Genomic DNA, 22,245 nt, shown 5'->3' with positions numbered 1-22,245 from the left:
AAGATAAGTTCTATTGTACTATTTTATAGCTTAGGCACAAATAATATATATAATTATCAGTTAAATATGTGATTTATCAGCAACAAAGCTTCGTTTCGTTCTCGATTCATTTGTCACTTTCCAATCTAAACTAGAAATAAATAATCTCGTGTGCAAGTTTCGCTTGGGGCTTCTAAGGGGACACACGTGAAAATCAAAACCGCATCGACTTTTGTTCTTGTGGCGACGTCATTCCTGTCGGGATGCACGGCGCTGCCAAACTCTGGACCAGATTCTCGGCAGGTGGAGGCGCAGGCAACTGCAAAGGTTACATCAGCCAAAAAGGCACAGGCCGTCGGGATCGACTATGCTCTCGTCGACATTAGTAAATCTGTGCTTGCTTATGTAGAGGATACAAAGGCGACATCCCTTAAAGGGGGGTTCGGCGGCGGCCGTGGCGGAGCCCCGAGCTTGCCGCTCGGCGTTGGTGACGTCGTTCAGGTCTCTGTCTTTGAATCTCAGTCCGGCGGCCTGTTTATTCCCAACGACGCCGGGAGTCGTCCTGGTAACTACGTGTCGCTACCGAACCAGACAATCGATCGGGAGGGTACGATCAGCGTCCCTTACGCCGGTCGTATCCCGGCCGCCGGGCGTCCGGTGGAGGACGTCCAGCGACAAGTTGAGGATGCACTCGCCAACCGCGCGATTGAGCCGCAGGTGTTGATCACGAAGGTCAGCAGCCGATCTGCTCAGGTCGCGGTTCTGGGCGACGTACGCTCGCCAGCGAAGATAGAGTTGACGGAAGCTGGTGAGCGCGTGCTTGACGTCGTTTCCGAAGCCGGCGGCTTGAGCTCGCCCGGCATCGAAACCTATATTACGCTGCAAAGACGCGGAAAATCGGCGACTGTCCTTTACGATTATCTGGTCGCCACGCCGTCTGAAAACATCTATGTCGCACCTGGCGACACCATTCTGGTCGATCGTGAACGTCGAACCTACCTTGCATTTGGCGCCTCGGGTCTCAATGGCAGGTTTGACTTCGAGGAATCGAAGCTGACCCTCGGTGAAGCACTGGGGAAGGCGGGCGGATTGCTGGACTCGCGTGCAAATCCGGCGCAGGTCATGCTCTACCGCACAGTCAAGAAAGACTTCCTGGCTAAGCTGGGCGTGGATACCAGTCGGTTCAGCGGCGAAATGGTTCCCGTTATCTTCAGAGCCAACATGAGAGATCCTTCGGCTCTCTTCGCTGTCCAGAAGTTCCCGATGCAGGATAAGGACACGATCTATGTGTCCAACTCCGACTCCGTCGAAACGCTGAAGTTCCTCAACATCCTGAATTCTGTGACGTCGACTGTCGCTGGTGTTCCGTCGGATGCCATCGCCACCCGCGATGCTGTTCGAGAACTCGCCCCGTGAGCCGTCGCTTCAAATTCACAAGTTAACAGTAATTTAATCTCACTATTGATGATTTTTTACTTCTGTGCGATGGATTGATTAGTTTAGTAATCTTCGGGAGACAGTCATGCCTAAGGTTTTTATAAGTAATATTGCAGGTATCGCGCTTGCCACTGCTCTAGTTTCAGGTATTGCTGACCTTTCTTCGGCTCATGCACAGTCGGCTTTGCCAACGGCGGGATGCTTCGTCGCTCCGGCGCGGATGTCTGATGCCGAGATCAGCGCGTTTCTCGCAGCTCCAGAAAGTCTGTTGTCGCAGTTCTCGTCTGGAGGACTTCCACTGTCCAATCAGGCTCGTTCGCTCGCCGGATCCAGCGCCGACGCACTGTCCCCGCTGATTGCCATCGCTGCAAAGGCTAATGCCGGTCAGGCTGCCGCGATCGGCGCGGGGCTTGCTCGTGCCGCAAGGGCCTGCGCTACCGTCAATCCCGAATATGCCTCCCGTATCCAGGACGCTATCGCGGACAGCGGCAATCGCGCTCTCGAGACAGCGTTTCTCGCGGCCAACAGCGAAACGCAGACTGCGTCTCTTGGCGGCGGCCTCAGCGGTGGCGGCTCTGCAACCGGTGGCGCTGGCGCGATTGGCGGCGGCGGCACGCCGGGTGGCGGCAGCAATGGTGGCGCGGGAACGACTGCGTCGACCGGCTCGGGCTCGTCCAGCTTCTCTTCCGGCGGCGGTAGCGGATATTACGCGAGCGAAGACGGCGGCTCGACGACGATCGTCGAAGGCAGTTCGACCACGGCGTCGTTCTGAGGCGGCTACTGTCTGGCATTTCATTGAGCGAGGTTTTTCTTGCAGATTCATAACAAGAGTTTCTCTGGTGGCCTGCAAGGCGACGATGTCGATCTAGAGCGCTCCGTTCAAGGAATTGATTTCGACGCTGTTTTAGCGATCGCCAGACGACAATGGATGATCGTAGCGGCCGCAGTGGCGGCCGCTATTGTCCTAGGATTGGCGTATATCTTCACGGCAGTTCCTCTTTATACGTCGAACGTCAGCGTCTTGATCGACCAAGGCAATAGAGAAGTCGTTCAGCAGCTTTCGACAATTGGTGGCGTGATCGACGACGAGGGTTCCGTTCTCAGTCAAGTTGAACTCCTGAAATCGGACACGATTGCCTTGTCCGTCGTGGATAAGCTCGACCTTACGAATGATGCGGCGTTTGCGAGTGCCGGAGGGTCTGTCATTGGAACGATGGTCGGAACGCTCCGGTCGCTGGCAAATGTCTCTTCGTGGTTCGTTGTTGAACCCGAAACCAGCGATCAGGTGGAGGCGAAACGCCGCACCGCTGCGAACACGCTCCTTTGGAACATGGAGATCAGCCGCGTTGGTCGCACTTATGTTTTGAGCATCAGCTACACCTCTCCATCGTCTTCTCTCTCTGCAAAGATCGCCAACGCGATCGGAGAGGCCTTTCTGGTTGACAAGCTTAATTCGAAATATGAGGCAACCAGGCGCGCAAGCGGCTGGCTGCAGGATCGCATAGCCGAACTGCGCCAGAAGGCTTTGGACTCGGATCTTGCCGTCCAGAAGTTCCGCAGTTCCAACGGCCTCGTTGCTGCCGGCTCGGTTCTGGTTGCTGACCAGCAGTTGTCCGAACTCAACAGCGCATTGATCGTCGCGCAGTCCGATACCGCAAAAGCTGAGGCGCGCCTGCAGCGGATCGCGCAGATCATCGCTTCGGGCCAAGGAGACGCGATCGTTACGGATGTTCTCGACAGTTCGATTTCCAACGAACTGCGCCAGAAATATCTCGATGCCTCCAAGCGGGAAGCGCAGATCTCCGATCGTCTCGGAGTCAATCATATTCAAGCGATCAGGCTGCGCAGCGAAATGACGGAATACAACCGTCTGATGTTCGAAGAGGTCAATCGTATTGCCGAAAGCTACAAGAGCGATCTCAACGTTGCCAAGGCCCGGGAAAAGAGCCTGACGGATTCGGTCGCGCAGGCCACAGGCATCAGCGCCACCGCGAGCGAGACCCAGGTACAGCTGAGAGAACTCGAGCGGGAAGCTGACACCTACAAGAACATGTACCAGACCTTCCTGCAGCGGTATCAGGAAGCCATACAGCAACAGTCCTTCCCGGTCACCGAAGCACGTATCATCACGCGAGCGGCTGCACCCGACAGTCCGAGCCATCCCCGCAAGCCATTGGTGCTGGCGCTGTTCGTGATTATCGGTGCCGCGGTCGGGAGTGGCCTTGGCGCGTTTCGCGAGTTCCGGGACCGTTTCTTCAGAACCGGCGAACAGGTTCGCGACGTTCTCAATCTGGAATTTCTGGGCATCGCGCCAATCGTGGCTCCCGGAAAGGCCGTCGATGCTCCGGATAGCTCTGACGGTCGTGGCTTCGGCCAGGTTCGAAAGACCCATGCCGTTTCGAACTATGTCATCGATCACCCACTCTCCGCCTTCGCGGAAACGCTTCGAAGCGCCAAGATTGCTGCAGACCTCGCGCTTACCGGCAAGAGTTGCAAGATCATCGGCGTCGTTTCGTCATTGCCTGGAGAAGGCAAGTCAACAATTGCGGTGAATTTTGCCGAGTTGCTGGCGGGGCAGGGAAACAGAACCGTCCTGATCGACGGCGATTTGCGCAACCCGGGCGCGACGCGGGCGATCGGGAGACATGCGGAATTGGGCCTTCTCGAAGTGCTCATCGACAACAAGGATCCGCAGTCGCTTTTCCTTCGAAACGATCGGACTAGACTTGCGTTTTTGCCTGCAGTTGTCCGTCACCGCATTCCGCATTCGTCCGAACTGCTATCGTCCGCGCGCATGCGTCAGGTGCTCGCAGACATCAGCAATACCGCAGACTATATCATTATCGATCTGCCGCCTCTTGGCCCGGTCGTCGATGCCCGCGCCATTGCAGGCCGAATTGACGGGTTCATCTTCGTCACCGAATGGGGCAAGACAGCGCGCCGGGTCGTTCGTCAGGTTCTCGCTTCCGATCCCTATGTCCGCGACAAGTGTCTTGGTGTTGTGCTGAACAAGGTCGACCAGGAGCGGATGAAGCTCTACCGAGCCTATGGCTCCAGCGAATATTATTACTCGCGATACTCCCAGTACTACCAGGAAGGCTGAGAATGACGCGGCGTGGTCGCAGACCGCTTCTCATCGGAGCGGTCGTCCTGCTCTGCATGGGCAGCCTGGCGATCTCGGTAACACAGGTCTCACGCTACGCCCGGTTCGGGACCATGCGACACATCGCGGCCCAGATTGAACGCGACAGACCGGTCTCGCGGGAGTTGCTCGAAGGAACTCTACCGCAGATGAGACTGCTTCTCAGAGACGATGTTTGCCAAAGCGAATTCGTCAAAGCAGCTGTAACGGTTGCGCTCGTCCGGCTGGATACACAAAGCCCGGATGTCGATTACGACAACTGGTCGAGCGCGCTTGGGGAGGCAGAGACCGTGGTTCGCTTTGCGCTTCACTGTCGCCCGAGTGATGGAAATTTTTGGGTCCGGTATGCGATGGTCAGGCAAGCGGTCGGGGAACAGCCAGAGGAAATCGCAAAGCTCGTCACGCTGTCGCAGCTTTACGCCCCCGCAGAAGAAAACACGATTGCGGCGCGGTTCCGCTTGTACAATCGCCTGACGCAGCCGAGCCTTACCCTCGCGGCAGCACCGCTGAAAGCGGATCTTGCGGTGGTATGCTCCTTGAAAGGCGCTGCCCTTCGGCGGCGTTTGCCTTTGGCGAACCCAGTCCTTGCCCGTGAGGTCCTATCTTACGCGCAAGCTTGTCATCTCGGTCGATCGTTGCGCGACAAAACGGGGAGATAGGTTCGGCCACCCAGCCGGGCGTGAGATCGTTCGAGGACGGTCGGTCGCGACCAATTCTCGCAGGGACGGGTGAACCGGTTCGCCTCCACCGTGTTTTTCCTTCCGAGAGCGGAGGACCATTCCGCATGATCCCGGCTCACTCTTGGGGGTAGAGACACGGACCTCGTCAGCGATCGGATCCATTCATTCTGCGGGGCGCGCTCCTCAGATGCTCCGTCGCCGGCCTATTTCCACACGGTCAAACACGGCTTCCGTCATCCAGTTTCCCGAGAAATGCAGAAGCACTGTTGCGATAGGCTTGCTGCGTTCCTGCCGACATCCGTCGCCATGACGCATACATCTGCGCCAAACGGTGGTTGCCCGACAGTGACTCGGCATTACGGGCGAGGAAATCCCAGTACAAGGCATTGAAGGGACAGGCTTTCTCGCCAGTTTTCTGCGACACGTCATACCGGCAGCTTTCGCAGTAATTGGACATACGAGAAATATACGCGCCGCCTGCGGCGTATGGCTTGGAGGCCATAAACCCACCGTCGGCAAACTGACTCATTCCGATCACATTGGGTAGTTCAACCCATTCGTAGGCGTCGGCATAGACTTCCAGATACCAGCGATGAACTGCGTAGGGATCAAGGCCTGCCAGCATCGAGAAATTTCCGACCACCATCAGACGCTGGATATGATGCGCGTAGGCATGGGTAATCGTCTGTTTGATCACTGTGGACATACAGGCCATGTCCGTTTCACCGCTCCAGAAAAAGTCCGGCAGGGGACGGGATGCGGCGAAGAAATTGCTTGTCTCGTATCCCGGCATTTTCAGCCAATAGATGCCGCGGATATATTCGCGCCAGCCGATGATTTGGCGGATGAAAGCCTCGACCGCATTCAGCGGCGCGTGTCCTTCGAAATACGCGCGCTCCGCAGCCCGGCATAGTGCGAGCGGATCGAGCAGTCCAACATTGATGTAGAAGGAGAGAAGCGCGTGGTTCAGGAACGGCTCTTCGGCCAGCATCGCGTCCTGCGTCTCGCCGAAATTGGGTAGAAAGTCGCGGATAAATCCGTCGGCAGCTTTCTCCGCGTCAGCGCGAGTCACTGCAAACGAGAAATTCTCCGTCGAACCCATATTGTTCGGGAACGTGCGCTCGACGAGCGCAAGAACCTCCTGCGTTGCTGCGTCGGGCGGAAAGACATGATGCTTCGGGCGAAACAGGTCGGGTTTGGCAGGTTTGCGATTTTCACTGTCGAAATTCCACCGGCCACCTTCGGGGTGGTCACCGTTCATCAACAGGCCGGTCTTGCGCCGCATGTCCCGATAGAAATACTCCATCGTCAGAGCCTTGCGGTCCTTGGCCCAGGCTTTGAACTCCGTCGTCGAACAGATAAACCGCGTGTCCTGCCGCACCTCTACCGGCAGATTTACCAAACCTTGCCAGTCTTCCATGGCCGAAAGAACGCGCCACTCGGCAGCTTCGGTGACGATGATCGATCGGGGTGACGTCTCTGCAATCGCGCGCAAAAGCTCGGTCGTGAAGGAGCCTGAATTGTCGCGATCATCAAGCCGCACGTACCGGACGCAGAAGCCTTTCGCACGCAGCTCATCGGCAAAATGGCGCATTGCGGAAAAGATGAAGGCGAGTTTCAGTTTGTGATGCTCGACATAGGTCGCCTCCTCCACCACCTCGCACATCAGGACCATATCCTGCGTGGGATCGGCACCCTCAAGGCTCGATACCGACAAGGATAGCTGATCGCCAAGAATGAAAATGAGGTTGCGGGTTGGCTTCACAGCTTGCTTTGACCCTCTTCTATAGTGACGGATACCGTGCCTTTCCGCCAAACCCCTGCAAGAGCGGAGGTCGGGATCGAACAGGGAGCATGTCGATCTTGTCTATCGGGTGAATGCCGACGGGGTCGAAGCGTTGCATTTCAACACGCGAAAAGCACAGGCCAATGATGACGGCGCGAGTGTACGCGCCGCGGCCTCCCATTTCGCTCGTCGATTGTCCAATCTCTGATCGGACCGCGAGCTGTGCGCAGGCAGGCTTGCCCGTCGGTCCAGCCCCCGAGTTCGAACGCTCCTCACGCCGCCCCGCTTCATTCGCGAAGGCTACTGGTCCAGCACCTTCCGTATTTTATCAGCAAGCTGATCGAGGCTGAAGGGCTTTTGCAAGAGGTGCGTTCCACCCTCCAGCACGCCGTTATGGACAACGGCGTTGCGGGTGTAGCCAGTCGTATAGAGAATATTCAATTCTGGCATCAGAACCTTGGCGGCGTCGGCCAATTCGCGGCCTGTCATCCCCGGCATCACGACATCAGTAAACAACAAGGTCGGCTTGAGACCGGCCCTGATCAAGGTGAGCGCCTGCTCGCCCGATGCGGCTTCGACGACGGTATATCCCAGTTCCCGAAGCGCCTCGGTGGAGAAAACGCGCACGCGCTGGTCGTCCTCTACGACAAGGATCGTCTCGGAAACGCTGCCCCGGCCCGGCTGCTTGACGACGCCCTGGATGTTTACGGGGGCTTCAACCTCACCGTGATGCCGCGGCAGGTAGATCTTGATAGATGACCCGACGCCTTCTTCCGAATAGATTTTGACGTGCCCGCTCGACTGCCTGACGAAGCCGAAGATCTGGCTTAGTCCCAGACCCGATCCCTTGCCGACCTCCTTGGTGGTGAAAAACGGATCGAAAGCCTTCGCCATAACCTCGGGCGTCATCCCCGTTCCGGTATCCGATACGGCAATCATGACATATTGCCCGGCTGCCACTGCATTGTCCTGCGCGTATTCGTCGGAAAGATACGAGTTTGCGGTTTCGACCGTCAGGTTGCCGCCGCGGGGCATGGCATCGCGGCCATTGACGGCGAGGTTGAGAATGGCGTTTTCCAGCTGACTGCTGTCGGCATAGACTTTCCACAGTCCAGCCGCCAAGACGGTTTCCACGGAAACATGCTCCCCGAGCGTGCGGGTCAGCAATTCCGACATTCCGGCAATCATGCGGTTTGGGTCGATCACCTCCGGCTGAAGCGGTTGCCGTCGCGAGAAAGCGAGCAGGCGGTGCGTCAGTGACGCAGCTCTCGTTGCGCCATCCTTTGCGGCCTCGATGTAGCGGCCGACATCGACCTCACCGCGCGCCAACCGCTTTTCGAGCAGGCTGATCGAACCCAGTATGACGGCCAGCATATTGTTGAAGTCATGCGCGATGCCGCCCGTGAGCTGACCAACGGCTTCCATTTTTTGCGCCTGGCGCAACTGGTCCTGCGCGTCGACCAGCTTCGCGGTTCTTTCTTCCACTTCACGCGCCAGTTGCTCGCGGGACTTCGACAGAATATCGCGTGCATCGACGATGTCCTGGATATCGGTGCATGTCCCGAACCAGCGGCTGATTTCGCCATCCTCCTTCCGCACAGGCTGCGCGCGGCCGAGAACCCATCGATAGTTACCGCTACGATGCCGGAGGCGGTACTCGATGTGGTAGGGCTCTCCTGTGACGAGGCTGCGACGCCAGGTGGACCAGGCGCGATCCTGATCGTCAGGGTGGAAAACGCCGTTCCATTCCTCGCCGTCTGTCGAGCCTTGCGGGACGCCCGTGAAGTCGTACCAACGCTGGTTGTAATAATCGTGGTGGCCGTCGGGTTGCGTGGCCCAGATCATCTGGTCGATCGAATTGGTGATCGCACGGAAGCGTTCCTCGCTCTCCCGCAGCGCGATTTCGACAACGCGGCGATCGGTGATGTCAAATGACACACCCGGAAACCGCAGTGGTGTACCGTCCGGCGCAAGCGTGACGCGGCCTTGGGCAGTCACCCACCGGACGGAACCATCCGCGTCGACGAGCCGGTATTCCTGCGAAAATATAGTGCCCGTCTTCAGCGCTTCGTCGATCGCGGATTGAAGGGCCGGCAGATCATCGGGATGAACCAGACGGAAAAAAGCACCGATCGGAGCGCCGCTGGCGGCAACGCTCCGCTCAACGCCGTAGATCTTGGCAAATCGCGCGTCGGCCACCACGCTGTCGTTCGGGATGTCCCAGTCCCACGTCCCGACAGTTTCTGAGGCGCCGAGTGCGTATTCCAGTCGCTCTTCGCTCGCCCGCAACGCCCGTTGCGCAGAGAGGCGGGCGGTCGTCTCGGTACCTTGGTTGAAAACCCCGACGACACGACCTTCCGCCGAAAAGATCGGTGCGAAGCTGTAGTCCCAATGCGTATGCTGAACGCGTCCGCCGCGAAGCATCGGCAGCATTTGATCGGCCACACGAAAACCCTTGCCCGTCTCGACGACGGCCATGAGTTGCGGTTTTATGATATCCCAGATGTCCGCCCAGACGGTCGACGCGGGGCGACCCAATGCCCACGGGTGTTTCTCTCCAGCGATCGGCGACCACGCATCGTTATAAAGGAGACGCATTTCGTCTCCCCAGTAGATGGCAGTTGGCAGGTCGGTATTGAGGCACAAGGCCAGCGTGGTCTGCAGCTCTATCGGCCAGTCCTCGATAGGTCCTAAGCTGGTTGTGTTCCAATCGACCGCGCGAATCCGCGAAGCCATTTCGCCTTCTATCTCTGAAAGGATCTGCATCACGTCAGAGGCTCACTGGCTGTTCGGCACATGAAGGCTACGCTCATTTCAGTTTAATGGCTTCAGTCTGGAGATCGGGTCTAACAGAAAACGGGAGGGGTGGGGAGACGGTGTTTGACGCGTGGAGGATGGTGGCCACAGTCTGTGTTCAACCTCTAAGGCGAAGAGTTGTTTCCGCAGAATATTCCCGAAAAGCCGGTCTTCTCGCGCAACTGCTGTCTCCGGCAAAACCAGAGGCGGCGTCTTGGCGGACCGGTATGAGTCAGCGAGCCCTCGGTACGGCGCAAGAGGTCACCGAATTAACCACACCGCCAAAAGACCAACAGCGACGACTGTTGTTGCGGCACCGTAGCCGTAAAACGATTCAAGCAATTTGCGGTGCATGGGTTTCGTATCTCCATCCCGTGCGTCGGACGGGGCCCCGGTCATTGTCATTTATGCAAAGGTCTCAGTCGAATTCGTCGCCTCAAGCAATCCCTCGCGTCGTAACGGTAAACGCGGAGTCATCCCTTGGTCGCTCTGCATAACGCCGTTTGCGCAAAATGGTTCCATAAGAGCATGTCAAAGCATACACTCTCTGATGGTCTGGAGAAGTACGCCCGGCCCATGGGGTTTGGGGATAAAGCGTTCTGCAAACGTAAGCTCGGATTGTTGAAGCGTCCAGTTTCCCGACGTGAGGATGATCCGGATCGGGGGCCATCTATCGCGCACCATCCGAGCGAGTTCCACGCCTTCACCCTCGGCAAACAGGTCGATATCCGTCAGGAGAAGTTGGATATCGAAGTTGCTCTCCAGGATGTCTATGGCTTGGGCTGCATCGACCGCGGCGAACACCTCGTACCCGGCATCCTGCAACTCCTCCACCAATATAAATCGGAGGACGGGCTCATCTTCAACGACGAGAATAACTCCGGCTTGGCTCATTTCGGACCTCGGCATCACATTCTCTGTACGTTACCGTACAATTGAACATTTTGGCGAGGCATCAGTTCCGACTTTTACACAGGCGTTGCCTGAATCTGAGCCGAACTCTCATTCACATCCTCTACGGCTTGATGATCGGGCGAACGAGAAGTCGCGACAAGACGTTTCGGCCGCGTGTGTAAGGCGCGAGATCGACGTCGCTAACCAGCCTTGCCCCGCCCTCCCGGCGCTCGAGCGTGATCTTCCGGCTGTGAAACTGTTCGAGCTCTACGCGGTGTGCCACGCTCAGGATTGTGGCATTGGGCAGCTCGTCGATCATCATCTCCATGATTTTGTCCTGCGTCTTTTCGTCGAGAGCGGAGGTGGCTTCATCAAGGACAATGATGTCAGGGTCGTTGAGGAGAAGCCGGGCAAACGCCAACCTCTGCTTCTCTCCTCCTGACAGCGTGTGGTCCCATGGCGCTTCGTCCTCGATCCTGTCGCGCAGGTGCCCGAGCCCGACTTTGTCGAGGGCAACATGGATTTCTTCTGCCGACCACGTGTCTGCCGGTTTCGGGTAGGCGACGGCGCGACGCAGGGTGCCCGAGGGGATGTATGGTTTCTGGGGTAGCATGAAAAGTTCCTGGCCCTTGCGGAAGTTGACACTTCCTTCTCCCCATGGCCACAGCCCCGCAATGGCTCGCACCAGCGTACTCTTGCCCGAACCGGATTCACCCGCCACGAGGACGCGTTCGCCGGGCCCGATCTCCACCTGCGTTTCCTTGACAACGGCAGTGCCGTCGCCAAGCGAGACGGAGACCTCGTTCAGGCTGAGCATGGTGTCGCCCTCAGTTTCGCCATGCTTGATCCGTCCGACAGTTTCATTCTGTTCGGCCTGTTCCAAACCATCAAGCGAAACCATCAGCGAGGCTACGCGACGGGCGCAGGCATTCCAGTCGGCGAGACGGGGATAGTTGTCGACCAGCCATCCAAACGCACCTTGAACGATTGTGAATGCCGATGCCGCCTGCATGACCTGACCCAGTGACATGCTGCCATCGAGAAACTTTGGGGCACAGAGCAGGACCGGAACGACCGGTGCAATGAGCATCGATCCGTGCGAGACCAAGGACGTGCGCATATATTGCCACGCAAGCAGCCGCCACTGCTGACGGACATTTGCGAAGGTCCGATCGAGATCGTTGCGCTCTTCCTCTTCGCCGCCCAGCAGCGCAATGCTCTCGCCGTTTTCGCGCACGCGGGTCAGCGTATAGCGGAACTCCGCTTCGACCTGGTTCTTATTCTCGGACACTTTCACAAAGTTCCGGCCGATGACCGCGATCGAACTCGATGTGATGATGGCGTAGACGACCGCCGCAATCACGAGGAAGCCAGGTATGGTGACGTAATTTCCGGCGATCGGAATCGTCAGCGCGCCACCGATCGTCCACAGGACGACGATGAAGGTCGACGCCGACACGAAAGCCGAAATCACCCCTGACGTGAAATCCACGGGCGATTCCGTCGCGATCCGCATATCCTCGGAAATGCGGGCTTCCGGGTTCTGGTGATCGCCGCCGATCAGGTTCAGCTGGTAGTAGCGTCCATTCGTAAGCCACCGAGAGATCAATGATTTCGTGAGCCACGAGCGCCAGCGGCGCTGCATCAGCATGCGCAGATAGACCTGCGAACTGACGAGCGCGACGCTTCCAAGCACGAGCGGCGGAAACAGAAGGCCTAGCGAATAGACCTGATCGGCATTCCGCTGCTCGATCGCATCGAACAGTCCGCGGTTCCAGACGTTGATACCATACTGGAAAGCGACGTTGACACCGATGAGCGCGAGAAGCGTTATCGAGCATACCCAGGCGATCTTGTCGCCATCGCGACCCCAGTAGCCGCGAGCGCTGACCCAGAAACGTTTGAGAAGATAGGCGCGCCGTGCCTGTTCTGCCTGTTCCGGGGTAAGGGTGGCGGCTGTTGCGCCTGGCTTGGTCGAGGTGGTTTCTGACATTGACACTCCGGTCGAGATCGTCCGCTGGGCAGCGCACTTAGAAACTGTAGAAAGATTGACGGAAACGGAAAGCAGGTGGGGTAGGTGTGGCCTATGCCTGCGGATCGAATGGCGCGGCTAAAGCGACAAGCTGCGCTGCGGCCATCGCTCTCGTGTCAAACATGATTTGCTTTGTTGGAGTGCCAAAGTGGCGTTGTGCGAAAACGCTATGTTCAGTCATCGTTTCTCCTCCCCTGATACCCGCAGGTGGCGCAGAAACGTAGTTTGGAACATTAAGGTTCCTGCCGCCGGAAAGACGATAGACACTAGGATTTTTGAGGAGTGTGGGGACTAGGTTTCCGGGCGCCCGTAGGCCTGCCCGTTGAGCGAGCTTCGACGGGGTATGGCCGCGGAAAAGGACACGTGAATCTTGTGTCGACATCTGTCAGTCGGGGAGGAGGGCGTGACCGGACATTGTCCGGTCACGGAAAAGGTTCAGCGGGCGTTGTACTTCCCGTCTACCTCGTTGATCGCCTGGACATTTCCGGCCGAGCGACCGTTCTCGTCAAAAGTCTGCGCCAGAAAGGCGTCCGCAATCGCCTTGGCCAGTTCGGTGCCGATCACGCGGGCGCCCATGGTAATGATCTGGGCGTTGTTGGAGAGGGCGGCGCGTTCAGCCGAATAGGTATCATGTGTCAGTGCGGCGCGGATGCCGGGGACCTTGTTGGCCGAGATGCAGACACCGATGCCGGTTCCGCAAACCAGGATGGCCTTGTCATAGGTGCCGTCGATGACACCGGAGGCGACCCGGTCGGAAAGCGTCGCGTAGAACGCATCGGGACCGGCATCGGTACGCGATACTTCGTGCACGTCGAAACGGTCCTTCAGATGATCAGCGAGAACCTTTGCCAGGCCTTCGCCGGCGCTGTCTCCTGCAATTGCAAGCTTCATGGTCATGTCTCCTCAGAGTTTGGCGGCACATTTTGCCAGGATGTCGAGATAGCCCTCGGCATTCCAGGCGGAACGGCCAATGAAGAGCCCGTCGATATGAGGGCTCGAAATCAGTTCTTCGCAATTGCCGGGATTGACCGACCCGCCATAGAGGCAGGGGATGCGGCGTCCAAGGATGGACTGCGCCACATCAATGATCTCGGCATGGCGGGCGGATGCGTAATCTGCGGTGGCGGGAATGCCATTCTCGCCGATCGCCCAGACCGGTTCGTAGGCGAGCAGGATCTCGGCATTCTTCTGGTCGCCCGACAGTTTGGAAAGGGCACCGCGAACCTCATCCGCAAGGACCTGCTGTGCGTTGCCGCTATCGCGATCAGCGAGCGTCTCTCCGATGCAGATCAGCGGGATGAGCCCGTGGCGAACCGCTGCTTCGGTTTTTAGCCCGACGGTTTCATTCGTCTCGCCGAAATGCTCGCGCCGCTCGGAATGGCCGAGCTCGACGATGTCGAGCTTGCAGTCCTTCAGCATCAGCGGCGAGATTTCGCCGGTCCAGGCACCCTGATCGGCCCAGTGCATGTTCTGCGCGCCGACCTTGACGGAGGTTCCGGCAAGGGCAGCCTTGACCTCGCGCGTGGCGGTAAATGGCGGAATGACGAAGCGCTGGATGCGTGAATCCCTGTCTTCATCGGCTGCCTTCACGGCGGCCGCGAACTCCAGAGCTTCGGCAAGCGTCTTGTTCATCTTCCAGCTGGTGCCGATCCAGAAGCTTGGCGATGTGGTCATGGATGTGATCCTCCCGACGATGCGATGGTCAGTGTGACGCCCGTGTCTTCGATGTCTCGAAGCAGTTGGGCCTCAGGCTGATAATTGGTGATGACGGCGGCGAATTGATCGAGACCGGCGAGGACATGCAGCGCCGTGTGGCCAATCCGCTCGTGGTTGACGAGCAGGTAAGCGCGCGCCGACGATGCCATCATCGCCCGTTTTACCCGGACCACGGCGTCGTCCATGTGATAGGCCTGCCCCGATGCGACGGCCGGGGTTGAGATGAACGCAACGTCAGCTCGCAGCCGCGATAAAGCCTCTTCCGTGACCACGCCGAAGAATGCGTTGAACTTGGGCGAATAGACGCCGCCGAGGGCGATCAGCGAGATGCCGGTCTCGGTTTTCAGCCGCTCCATGACGGCCGCGTTGTTGGTGATAACCGTCAGCGGACGTTTGTCGGCCAGTGCCTCGCCGAGCACGGCCGCCATCGATCCGTCATTGACCATGACGGTCATACCGGGTTCGACCAGATCGACAGCCGCCTTGCTGATGGCGTGCTTGGCGGCATGATCCTGACGTTCGCGGATCCGAAAATCGCTTTCGAACTGGGTACCTGCGTCGATCGTTGCGCCGCCGCGCACTTTACGCAGCACCCCTGCCTGCTCAAGCTCATCCAGATCACGGTGAACGGTCATCTTGGAGATGGCAAAAAGCTCCGCCAGATCGTCGAGATCGACGGTTCGCTTTTCGATCAGCAGATTGATGATCCGTTGGTGTCGTTCTTCGCGCTTCATCCGAGACCGTCCGCGTGGGATGAAACGGATATAACACCTATATTGTTATAATCAACATTATGGATGTGATTTTGCGGCAGCCATGTTGGCTCTGGAGATTTCGACTTGCGCTATATCGCGTCTTTGACGCGCTGCCACGCATTGAGCAAATGAAGCCCCAATACCTTGGACAAGGTTTCTCCGTCCCGCGCTTCGAGCGCGACAATCATCTCCTCATGCTCAGCCATGGCCGCCGACCACTTGTCCGGACCCTCGTGGCCGATGAACCGGATTCTCTTCAAGCGCGACTGCAGTTGCGCTTGAACGCTGCTAAGTGCCTGGTTGTCCGCGATCCGACAGATTTCGGTATGGATGGCCTGGTTGAGCTTGTAGTAGCGCAGGCGATCCTTCACGTCGTAGCAGGCCCGCATCTCGTCATGCAGTTGCCTGACCCGGGCGATATCGTCATCCGTCGCGGTCTCGCAGGCAAGGCTTCCGGCAAGCTCCTCCAGGTTCTTCAGAACGATGAGCATGTCGTGCACATCCTTGCCGCTGAACCTTTTGACGATCGCGCCGCGGCTTGGAATGAGTTCGACGAGCCCTTCGCTGGCAAGGTACTTGATCGCTTCCCGCAGCGGCGTGCGCGAAACGCCCAGCTGTTCGCCGAGCTGGCTTTCGTGCATCCGCGAACCGGGGGCAAGCTCGCCCTCGATGATCATGTCGCGCAACCGAGTGACGAGCGTGTCGTGCAAGGCCGTCCGCCGGATGGGGCCGGATGGCGAGACAGGCGATTCGGGCAGTGTATCACTCATTTTGAAAGCTCGATTTCTGGACCGCCGTGATGATCAAAGCGTCTCGCCAGGATTATACCAGAACCCGAACGGCACCAAACGTAAAAATGCTGCATACAAAATGCAAAAGACTTGTCCTGCGATTCCGGATGGCTTAGAAACGTCCTCACCGAGGTAGGAGAATTGACCCATGGATATCACCCAGCATCACGATAGCCGTCCCACCATTGCGCTTGCGATGGGAGACCCGGCCGGTATCAGCCCCGAACTGACCGCACAGCTTCTGGCTTTGGATGACATCAGAGAGCAGGCGTATATCGTTGTGATCGGCGATCGGCGCATTCTCGATAAGGGCGCGCAGGAAGCAGGCGTTCAGCCAGATCTGATCTCGGCTTCGCTCGATGATCTTTCGGGTCTCGATCGCTCGAAGCACGCATTTATCGATTTGGGCCATCTCGCTCCGGAAGAGGTGGAGCGCGGCGAAGCGACGCTGGCCGGCGGCACGTTCGCCACGCGCAACTTCCGCACCGCCCTTGAGCTCGCCCATGCCGGAAAGGCCGATGCGGTCTGCTTCACGCCGTTCAACAAGAAGGCGATGCGCTTTGCCTATCCGGGCTACGATGACGAAATCCGTTTCGTCTCGGACGTTCTGTCGTTCACCGGCAAGATCCGCGAGTTCAACGTTCTCGAAAAGATCTGGAACGCACGTGTCAGCTCGCACATCCCGCTCAAGGAAGTGGCTGCCAACCTGTCCGTGGACCGGCTTCTGTCGGAACTCGAACTGACTGTTTCTTGCCTGAAGGCCGCCGGTATCGATGAGCCGCGCGTCGCGGTCGCCGGTCTCAACCCGCATGCGGGCGATGGCGGCAGCTTCGGAATGGAAGAAATCGAGATCATTGAACCCGCCGTTGCCGAAGCAAAGGCGCGCGGTTACGGCGTCGAGGGTCCGTTCCCGGCCGATACCGTGTTTCTTCGCGCCATGAAGGAAGGCTATCACGCCGTCCTCACCATGTATCATGACCAAGGTCAGATCGCCATGAAGCTGATTGGCTTCGACAAGGGCGTGACGATGATGGGTGGCCTGCCATTCCCGCTTTGCACGCCGGCTCATGGCACGGCCTATGACATTGCAGGCAAGGGCATTGCCGATATCGGCGCGACCCGTGAAGCGATCCTGCTTGCGACCCGTATGGCAAAGCGCCAGCGCCTGGCAGCACAGGCCGCGTGATCACTTGATCATAAATGACCGGCCGTGAATGGCCGGTCATCTCAGCCCGAGAGGACGCGGGCTCGGCGCATGTCGGTCGGCTTGAACGCCGGCTGCCAAATGTCAGAGTGTGCGGCTTCCCTGCGCCATCAAGAGCGCGGTGGCGTCGCGGTTGGAGGACGACAATGACAAGTTCAGCTCCCAAGTGGACGCGTGAGACCTGGCCGATCGCGGCCGCAATGATTCAATACCCCAATATGTTGCCGGACGGTCGTTCGGTTCAGGATCAGACCGTCGAGGAATGGGCCAAGACTGTCGGCGAAGTCGCAGATGCAGGCTTCACCGAACTCGATCCTACGGACAGCTGGCTCCGCGTCGCCGATCTTTCGGCTGATCGCCGTCGTGCGTTCTGCGAGGTCGTGAAAGATGCAGGGATGACCATCCCGGCGATATCGACATCGCGGCGCAGCGTTATCGACGAGAAACACGGCGACGATTACCTCGCCTACAGCCACCGCGTCATCGAGGCTGCCGCTGAGATCGGCGCACAGAGCGTTTCCTTCGGCTTCTTCGAGCCGCTGACGGACAAGCAGAAAAGAGCGTTGTGGTTCTGGACCGAACAGGGTGCCAAAAACCCGGATGACCCCGCAACGTGGAACAAGGCGGTGGCCCGCATTGCCGAACTCGGCAGGCATGCCGCAGAAGTCGGGATCGAGGTTTCCCTCGAAATGTACGAGGACACCTATCTTGGAACGGCGGACAGTTCTGTCCGCTTCGTCGAGGAAGTCGGTCTGGCCAATGTCGGCATCAACGCCGATCTCGGCAATCTCATCCGTCTCCATCGGCCGGTCGAGCACTGGCTGCAGATGATGACGAAAGTCGCGCCTTTCGCCAAATACTGGCACGTCAAGAACTACATGCGGATCGAGGACGAGCAGGCGGGCCTCATCGCCAGCCACCCGGTTCCGCTCGAATCCGGCTTGATCAACTATCGCACAGCAATCAAGCTTGCGTTGGAACACGGCTTCAACAGCCCGTTCCTGTGCGAGCATTATGGTGGCGACGGCCTTTCCGTCAGCGCGACCAACCGCGACTATCTCCGGCGCATTCTGCCGCGTACTTGAGGACCGCTTAAATGACGACGATCTTTGATGCCCCAGACGAATTCGCCTCGACTGCGCTTGCCGGCTTTTGCCAGATCTATCCCAACCACGTGCGTCTCATTGCCAACGGTGTCGTGCGCGCCACGAAAGTGCCTGATGGCAAAGTGTCGGTGGTTGTCGGCGGCGGCTCGGGTCACTATCCGGCTTTCGCGGGCTATGTCGGCCAGGGCATGGCCGATGCAGCGGTCGCCGGTGACGTGTTTGCGTCTCCATCGACGGCGGCGGTTGCACGCGTCTGCCGCCATGCCGACAATGGCGGCGGCATCATTCTCGGCTTCGGCAATTATGCAGGCGACGTGCTGAACTTCGGGGTCGCTGCAGAGCGTCTTCGCGCCGAAGGCATCGATGTGCGCATCATTGCCGTGACCGACGACGTTGCGAGTGCGTCGGCGGACGAACACGCCAAGCGCCGCGGCATCGCCGGCGACCTCATGGTCTTCAAGATCGCTGGCGCTGCGGCGGAAGCGGGGCTTTCGCTTGATGAGGTGGAGCGTATTGCCCGGCATGCCAATGAACGCACGGTTTCGTTCGGCGTCGCCTTTGCAGGCTGTACCCTTCCAGGTGCAACGCAGCCGTTGTTCACGGTCCCGAAAGGCCGGATGGCACTCGGCCTCGGCATTCACGGCGAACCTGGCATCAGCGAGCAGGATATCGCGAGCGCGACGGATCTTGCAGATGTGCTCACGGACAAACTGCTGGCCGAAAGGCCGCAGGGCTGCACGCGCGTCGCAGCCGTTCTCAACGGTCTCGGTTCGACAAAATATGAAGAACTCTTCGTGCTGTGGACAGCCGTCCAGAAGAAACTCACCGGGTCCGATCTTCAGATCGTCCTGCCGGAAGCCGGTGAGTTCGTCACCAGCCTCGATATGCAGGGTTGCTCGCTGACGCTGACTTGGCTCGATGAAGAGCTTGAGCGCTATTGGGCGGCACCCTGCGATGCGCCGGCATTTCGTCGCGGACGGCCTGAAGTCGCTGAATTGCGCACCGATGTCATCACCGATGAGGAAGCTGCTCCGGTCATCCCGGCGGCATCCGAAGCGTCGCGAAAGTCGGCCGCCTGCATCTCGGATCTGTTTGCCAGGATTGCCGCCATGCTCACGGACAAGGAATCCGAGCTTGGACGCATCGATGCGATTGCCGGCGACGGCGACCATGGGCAGGGAATGCAGCGTGGTTCCGATGCCGCTGCCAAGGCGATGGCCGCTGCCGTATCGGCGGGAGCCGGCGCGCAGACGACGCTTGCTCTGGGCGGCGATGCCTGGGCTGACCGTGCCGGCGGCACATCAGGCGCGATCTGGGGATTGTTGCTGCGGTCGTGGAGCAGCGCACTGAGCGACAACGACGTGCCTGATGAAGCGGCGATTGCCGAAGGCGCCCGCAGGGCGCTGGAGGCCGTGACCACTCTCGGCCGTGCCCGTATCGGCGACAAGACGCTTGTGGACTCGCTTATTCCGTTCGTCGAGGCCCTGACGGAGAACACTGCGGCAGGCAAGTCACTGCCGGAAGCCTTCAAGGCTGCAGCCGACGCATCGAGCGCGGCTGCCGAAGCAACAGCCGCACTCACGCCCCGGCTGGGCCGTGCGCGGCCGCTTGCGGAAAAGAGCATCGGCCATCCGGATGCCGGCGCTGTTTCGCTCTCGATGGTGGCCCAGCTTGCGGCCGGCTTTATCGCCGAACGCAGCTGACCCTGAGAAGGTCTGTTCGGTTTCAGCCGAACAGACCGACACATGTGAGCCACAGGCCGGATGCGAGCGTAATGGCATCCATTATCAGGCCAAACTTGCGCTCGGACATGCTGACAACATAGCGTTTTGCAAAGAACGTTCCGGCCATCAGTGACGAACCAATCACGAGACCGCTGATCACGAGATCATGGGTCAGCGCACCTGCCTGATAGAACGTGAAAACCTTTGCCGCCTGCACGAAAATCGAGGCCGCCGCTTCCGTCGACAGGAAGGCGCCCTTGGTCAGCCCGAAGGCCAGGAAGGCTGGAATGCTGAGTGGACCGGTGGATAGGAACATCCCGGTCAGAAATCCGACGACGGCACCGGCGATTGCCATTCCACCGAGACCGATGGTGGTGTTGCGGTGGCGAATGTATCGCCGAAACGGGACAAGCAACATAATGAAGAGACCGAGCAAAGTGCCGCTGATGGCTGCCGGCAGATGGACCAGGCTGACAGCGCCCAAGGACGCTGCCGGCATGCCGGGGAGCGCATAAGCGAGAACAGCCCGCCAATTGACATGCCTGTGCCAAGCCATCACACGCGCGGCATTCGCCATCAGCCCGGCGATCGCCATGACGGGAATGGCGCGCGCGGGGTCAAACATCGGAACAAGAACGGGCAGGAGAATGAGGCTGGCGCCGGTGCCGATCACCCCGCTCAGGCAACCGGCGACGAAACCTATGGTGCAGACGAGGATATAGGAGAGCAAGGCTTATCCTCGACGCGAGTTCGGCCACAGGGCCTATGAGAGCGCGCGGCCCGCGTTCGCGCCGGCCGCGCATTGCCTTGGGAGGCTTAGAAGAATGCCTTGTCCTGCTCGCGCCGCAGTTCGAGCAATGCCGAGGTCTCATCAAGTTCGACGTCGCCGCAAAGGATCGGCTGGCCCGCCCCGACCGCTCTCTTCAGGGTGCGATTGGCTGCCAGGTAGAAGGGAACGGCCCTGTCATCCGAGAGCGGGGCGGCCGGGATCATGCGCGCCGAAACGTTGACGATCGAGTGATGGTGGCCGCTTGCCGTCAAAACTGTTCCGGCTTCGATATCGGCATCTGCATGCGCGACGAGGTCGATCACCGGCCGCGGCTCGGCCGCACCACTGGAGACGCCGCGCACGCCGACTTCGAGAATGCTCGTTGCAGCCTCGACGCCCAGAAGATGGCGTGGAATGTAGAGCATGGCGACATCGCCCTTGCGGCTCACGACATGGCCTTTTTCCGCCAGCATCTGCCAGGTCTCCGCGTCGTCGCAACGCACCGTCACGAAGACGCCGCCGGCAAAGCTCAGTTCGCCGGGAAGCCGTAGGCAGTGGAAGACGTCGAGCACCTTTGGCGCGCCGAGCAACCCGCCGCTCGAACGCTCGGAAAAGAAATCGGCAACTTCGGTGATCCGCGCGATGGGAACATGCAGGTCGGCCCGGTCGACCAGGAAGCCCGTGGCATTGGCAACCAGCGTCATTTCACACAAGTCCGGAACTGCCCGCTGCGGAAACTCCGCTGCGATTTCCGATCGTCTTGCCGCGATGGTCGACAGGTCCAGTGTTGCCGGTTCGATCCAGTCGCCAAAATCATGTGCAGACGCGGTCTTGCCGTTGGAGCTCAGCGTCTTCTGTTTTGGGTCGTAGACGAAATCGTATTCGCTGGCCTTGCCGGCGGCGATGATATCCAGTCCGAGCACTTCCGCCCAGGTCACCAGACCCATCAACAGGCTCGGCTGATCGCCATCGACCGGGGTGACGATGACATTGTTGTTGCGGGCGCGCAGTGCAAGGCCGGGACCGACGACGCTATCAACTTCCTTGGAGACCAGAGCGACATGCTTGCCGGCATCGATCGCAAGTCGGCAGTGCTTGGCACCGGCCTCGGGGTGACCGGTGGCTTCGACAACCACGGAGATCGGAAGGTCGAGGACGACGGAAAGGTCACCCGCCGCAATATAATGGCCGTTCTCCCATGCCGTCTTCGCCTCGCTCGCGGTTGCGCATTGGGCAATCCTGGACGGATCGATCCCAAGGCCCCGCAGAACGTCTGTCGCGGTTTGCGCCTTCAGATCGACCGCAACGCGGGTGCTGATCAGCGGCGTCTTCAGGCTTTGCGCGATGAAGCTGCGGCCGAAGCCGCCGGTGCCGACGATGCAGCATTCCACCGGGGCGGACTCTCTGCCGAAATAGGTGTGATAGTTCATGGTG

General features: G+C 59.1%; 17 protein-coding genes. 7 read left to right on the top strand and 10 right to left on the bottom strand.

The annotated features are described in order from the left end of the window. The first annotated feature begins 186 nt into the window (after positions 1 to 186). The 4 genes from BLW69_RS19600 to BLW69_RS19585 all read left to right on the top strand — a co-directional run bounded on the left by BLW69_RS19600 (position 187) and on the right by BLW69_RS19585 (position 5,217). Entirely contained in the window at positions 187 to 1,395 is a 1,209-nt protein-coding gene (locus tag BLW69_RS19600; protein ID WP_092664360.1) for a polysaccharide biosynthesis/export family protein, read from the top strand. A 241-nt stretch (positions 1,396 to 1,636) separates the two neighbouring features. Then, positions 1,637 to 2,188, top strand: coding sequence for a hypothetical protein (locus BLW69_RS19595; RefSeq protein ID WP_062458645.1), 552 nt, complete (start codon positions 1,637 to 1,639; stop codon positions 2,186 to 2,188). Positions 2,189 to 2,260: 72 nt separating this feature from the next. Further along, positions 2,261 to 4,519, top strand: a complete 2,259-nt coding sequence (locus BLW69_RS19590; RefSeq protein WP_244508908.1) for a polysaccharide biosynthesis tyrosine autokinase — start codon at positions 2,261 to 2,263, stop codon at positions 4,517 to 4,519. A 2-nt stretch (positions 4,520 to 4,521) separates the two neighbouring features. After that, a complete protein-coding gene (locus tag BLW69_RS19585) occupies positions 4,522 to 5,217 on the top strand; it encodes a hypothetical protein (RefSeq protein WP_092664357.1) in 696 nt (231 codons plus the stop codon). Between the two features lie 238 nt (positions 5,218 to 5,455). Here BLW69_RS19585 and BLW69_RS19580 read toward each other — a convergent pair whose 3' ends face one another. The 8 genes from BLW69_RS19580 to BLW69_RS19545 form a co-directional block, all read right to left on the bottom strand. Continuing rightward, positions 5,456 to 7,003 (bottom strand): cryptochrome/photolyase family protein, encoded by a 1,548-nt coding sequence (locus tag BLW69_RS19580; RefSeq protein ID WP_092664355.1) that lies wholly within the window; start codon positions 7,001 to 7,003, stop codon positions 5,456 to 5,458. Between the two features lie 321 nt (positions 7,004 to 7,324). After that, entirely contained in the window at positions 7,325 to 9,760 is a 2,436-nt protein-coding gene (locus tag BLW69_RS19575; RefSeq protein ID WP_092664631.1) for a PAS domain-containing protein, read from the bottom strand. Positions 9,761 to 10,351: 591 nt separating this feature from the next. Further along, positions 10,352 to 10,714, bottom strand: a complete 363-nt coding sequence (locus BLW69_RS19570) for a response regulator (protein ID WP_162237932.1) — start codon at positions 10,712 to 10,714, stop codon at positions 10,352 to 10,354. 121 nt (positions 10,715 to 10,835) lie between these two features. Beyond that, positions 10,836 to 12,707: an ABC transporter ATP-binding protein/permease gene (locus BLW69_RS19565; RefSeq protein WP_062458656.1), complete on the bottom strand. Its 1,872-nt coding sequence runs from the start codon at positions 12,705 to 12,707 to the stop codon at positions 10,836 to 10,838. Between the two features lie 474 nt (positions 12,708 to 13,181). Continuing rightward, complete coding sequence (locus tag BLW69_RS19560) at positions 13,182 to 13,637, bottom strand: D-erythrulose-4-phosphate isomerase (protein WP_062460374.1); 456 nt, start codon at positions 13,635 to 13,637, stop codon at positions 13,182 to 13,184. Between the two features lie 12 nt (positions 13,638 to 13,649). After that, positions 13,650 to 14,420 carry a triose-phosphate isomerase gene (locus BLW69_RS19555; protein WP_062458658.1) on the bottom strand — a complete coding sequence of 257 codons (771 nt, stop codon included), beginning with the start codon at positions 14,418 to 14,420 and terminating at the stop codon, positions 13,650 to 13,652. Beyond that, on the bottom strand, positions 14,417 to 15,196 hold the full coding sequence (locus BLW69_RS19550; protein ID WP_092664353.1) for a DeoR/GlpR family DNA-binding transcription regulator: 780 nt from the start codon (positions 15,194 to 15,196) through the stop codon (positions 14,417 to 14,419). The genes BLW69_RS19555 and BLW69_RS19550 overlap by 4 nt, the downstream gene beginning before the upstream one ends. Before the next feature lie 110 nt (positions 15,197 to 15,306). Then, positions 15,307 to 15,987: a GntR family transcriptional regulator gene (locus tag BLW69_RS19545; RefSeq protein WP_092664351.1), complete on the bottom strand. Its 681-nt coding sequence runs from the start codon at positions 15,985 to 15,987 to the stop codon at positions 15,307 to 15,309. A gap of 169 nt (positions 15,988 to 16,156) precedes the next feature. Between BLW69_RS19545 and BLW69_RS19540 the strand changes: the two genes are divergently transcribed. From BLW69_RS19540 to BLW69_RS19530, 3 genes are all read left to right on the top strand, one after another. Next, positions 16,157 to 17,194 carry a 4-hydroxythreonine-4-phosphate dehydrogenase PdxA gene (locus BLW69_RS19540; RefSeq protein WP_092664350.1) on the top strand — a complete coding sequence of 346 codons (1,038 nt, stop codon included), beginning with the start codon at positions 16,157 to 16,159 and terminating at the stop codon, positions 17,192 to 17,194. A 164-nt stretch (positions 17,195 to 17,358) separates the two neighbouring features. Further along, on the top strand, positions 17,359 to 18,297 hold the full coding sequence (locus BLW69_RS19535) for a sugar phosphate isomerase/epimerase family protein (protein WP_092664348.1): 939 nt from the start codon (positions 17,359 to 17,361) through the stop codon (positions 18,295 to 18,297). A gap of 11 nt (positions 18,298 to 18,308) precedes the next feature. Then, positions 18,309 to 20,021 carry a dihydroxyacetone kinase family protein gene (locus BLW69_RS19530; RefSeq protein ID WP_092664346.1) on the top strand — a complete coding sequence of 571 codons (1,713 nt, stop codon included), beginning with the start codon at positions 18,309 to 18,311 and terminating at the stop codon, positions 20,019 to 20,021. A gap of 22 nt (positions 20,022 to 20,043) precedes the next feature. Here BLW69_RS19530 and BLW69_RS19525 read toward each other — a convergent pair whose 3' ends face one another. Further along, positions 20,044 to 20,772: a sulfite exporter TauE/SafE family protein gene (locus BLW69_RS19525; protein ID WP_092664344.1), complete on the bottom strand. Its 729-nt coding sequence runs from the start codon at positions 20,770 to 20,772 to the stop codon at positions 20,044 to 20,046. 86 nt (positions 20,773 to 20,858) lie between these two features. Beyond that, entirely contained in the window at positions 20,859 to 22,241 is a 1,383-nt protein-coding gene (locus BLW69_RS19520) for an NAD(P)H-dependent oxidoreductase (RefSeq protein WP_092664342.1), read from the bottom strand. Between the last annotated feature and the right edge of the window lie 4 nt (positions 22,242 to 22,245).

The sequence above is a fragment of the Rhizobium sp. NFR12 genome (assembly GCF_900108545.1).
In the GTDB taxonomy this organism is placed as follows: Bacteria; Pseudomonadota; Alphaproteobacteria; order Rhizobiales; family Rhizobiaceae; genus Neorhizobium; species Neorhizobium soli.
The sequence above is the reverse complement of the archived record's forward strand: the minus strand, read 5'-3'. Positions and strand labels throughout refer to the sequence as shown.

Excerpts from the sequence above, each read along its gene's own strand:
- BLW69_RS19595 (WP_062458645.1), top strand. The coding sequence starts at position 1,637 with ATGTCTGATGCCGAGATCAGCGCGTTTCTCGCAGCTCCAGAAAGTCTG.
- BLW69_RS19585 (WP_092664357.1), top strand. The coding sequence starts at position 4,522 with ATGACGCGGCGTGGTCGCAGACCGCTTCTCATCGGAGCGGTCGTCCTG.
- BLW69_RS19575 (WP_092664631.1), bottom strand. The coding sequence starts at position 9,760 with ATGGCTTCGCGGATTCGCGCGGTCGATTGGAACACAACCAGCTTAGGA.
- BLW69_RS19570 (WP_162237932.1), bottom strand. The coding sequence starts at position 10,714 with ATGAGCCAAGCCGGAGTTATTCTCGTCGTTGAAGATGAGCCCGTCCTC.
- BLW69_RS19565 (WP_062458656.1), bottom strand. The coding sequence starts at position 12,707 with ATGTCAGAAACCACCTCGACCAAGCCAGGCGCAACAGCCGCCACCCTT.
- BLW69_RS19560 (WP_062460374.1), bottom strand. The coding sequence starts at position 13,637 with ATGAAGCTTGCAATTGCAGGAGACAGCGCCGGCGAAGGCCTGGCAAAG.
- BLW69_RS19555 (WP_062458658.1), bottom strand. The coding sequence starts at position 14,420 with ATGACCACATCGCCAAGCTTCTGGATCGGCACCAGCTGGAAGATGAAC.
- BLW69_RS19550 (WP_092664353.1), bottom strand. The coding sequence starts at position 15,196 with ATGAAGCGCGAAGAACGACACCAACGGATCATCAATCTGCTGATCGAA.
- BLW69_RS19545 (WP_092664351.1), bottom strand. The coding sequence starts at position 15,987 with ATGAGTGATACACTGCCCGAATCGCCTGTCTCGCCATCCGGCCCCATC.
- BLW69_RS19540 (WP_092664350.1), top strand. The coding sequence starts at position 16,157 with ATGGATATCACCCAGCATCACGATAGCCGTCCCACCATTGCGCTTGCG.
- BLW69_RS19535 (WP_092664348.1), top strand. The coding sequence starts at position 17,359 with ATGACAAGTTCAGCTCCCAAGTGGACGCGTGAGACCTGGCCGATCGCG.
- BLW69_RS19530 (WP_092664346.1), top strand. The coding sequence starts at position 18,309 with ATGACGACGATCTTTGATGCCCCAGACGAATTCGCCTCGACTGCGCTT.
- BLW69_RS19520 (WP_092664342.1), bottom strand. The coding sequence starts at position 22,241 with ATGAACTATCACACCTATTTCGGCAGAGAGTCCGCCCCGGTGGAATGC.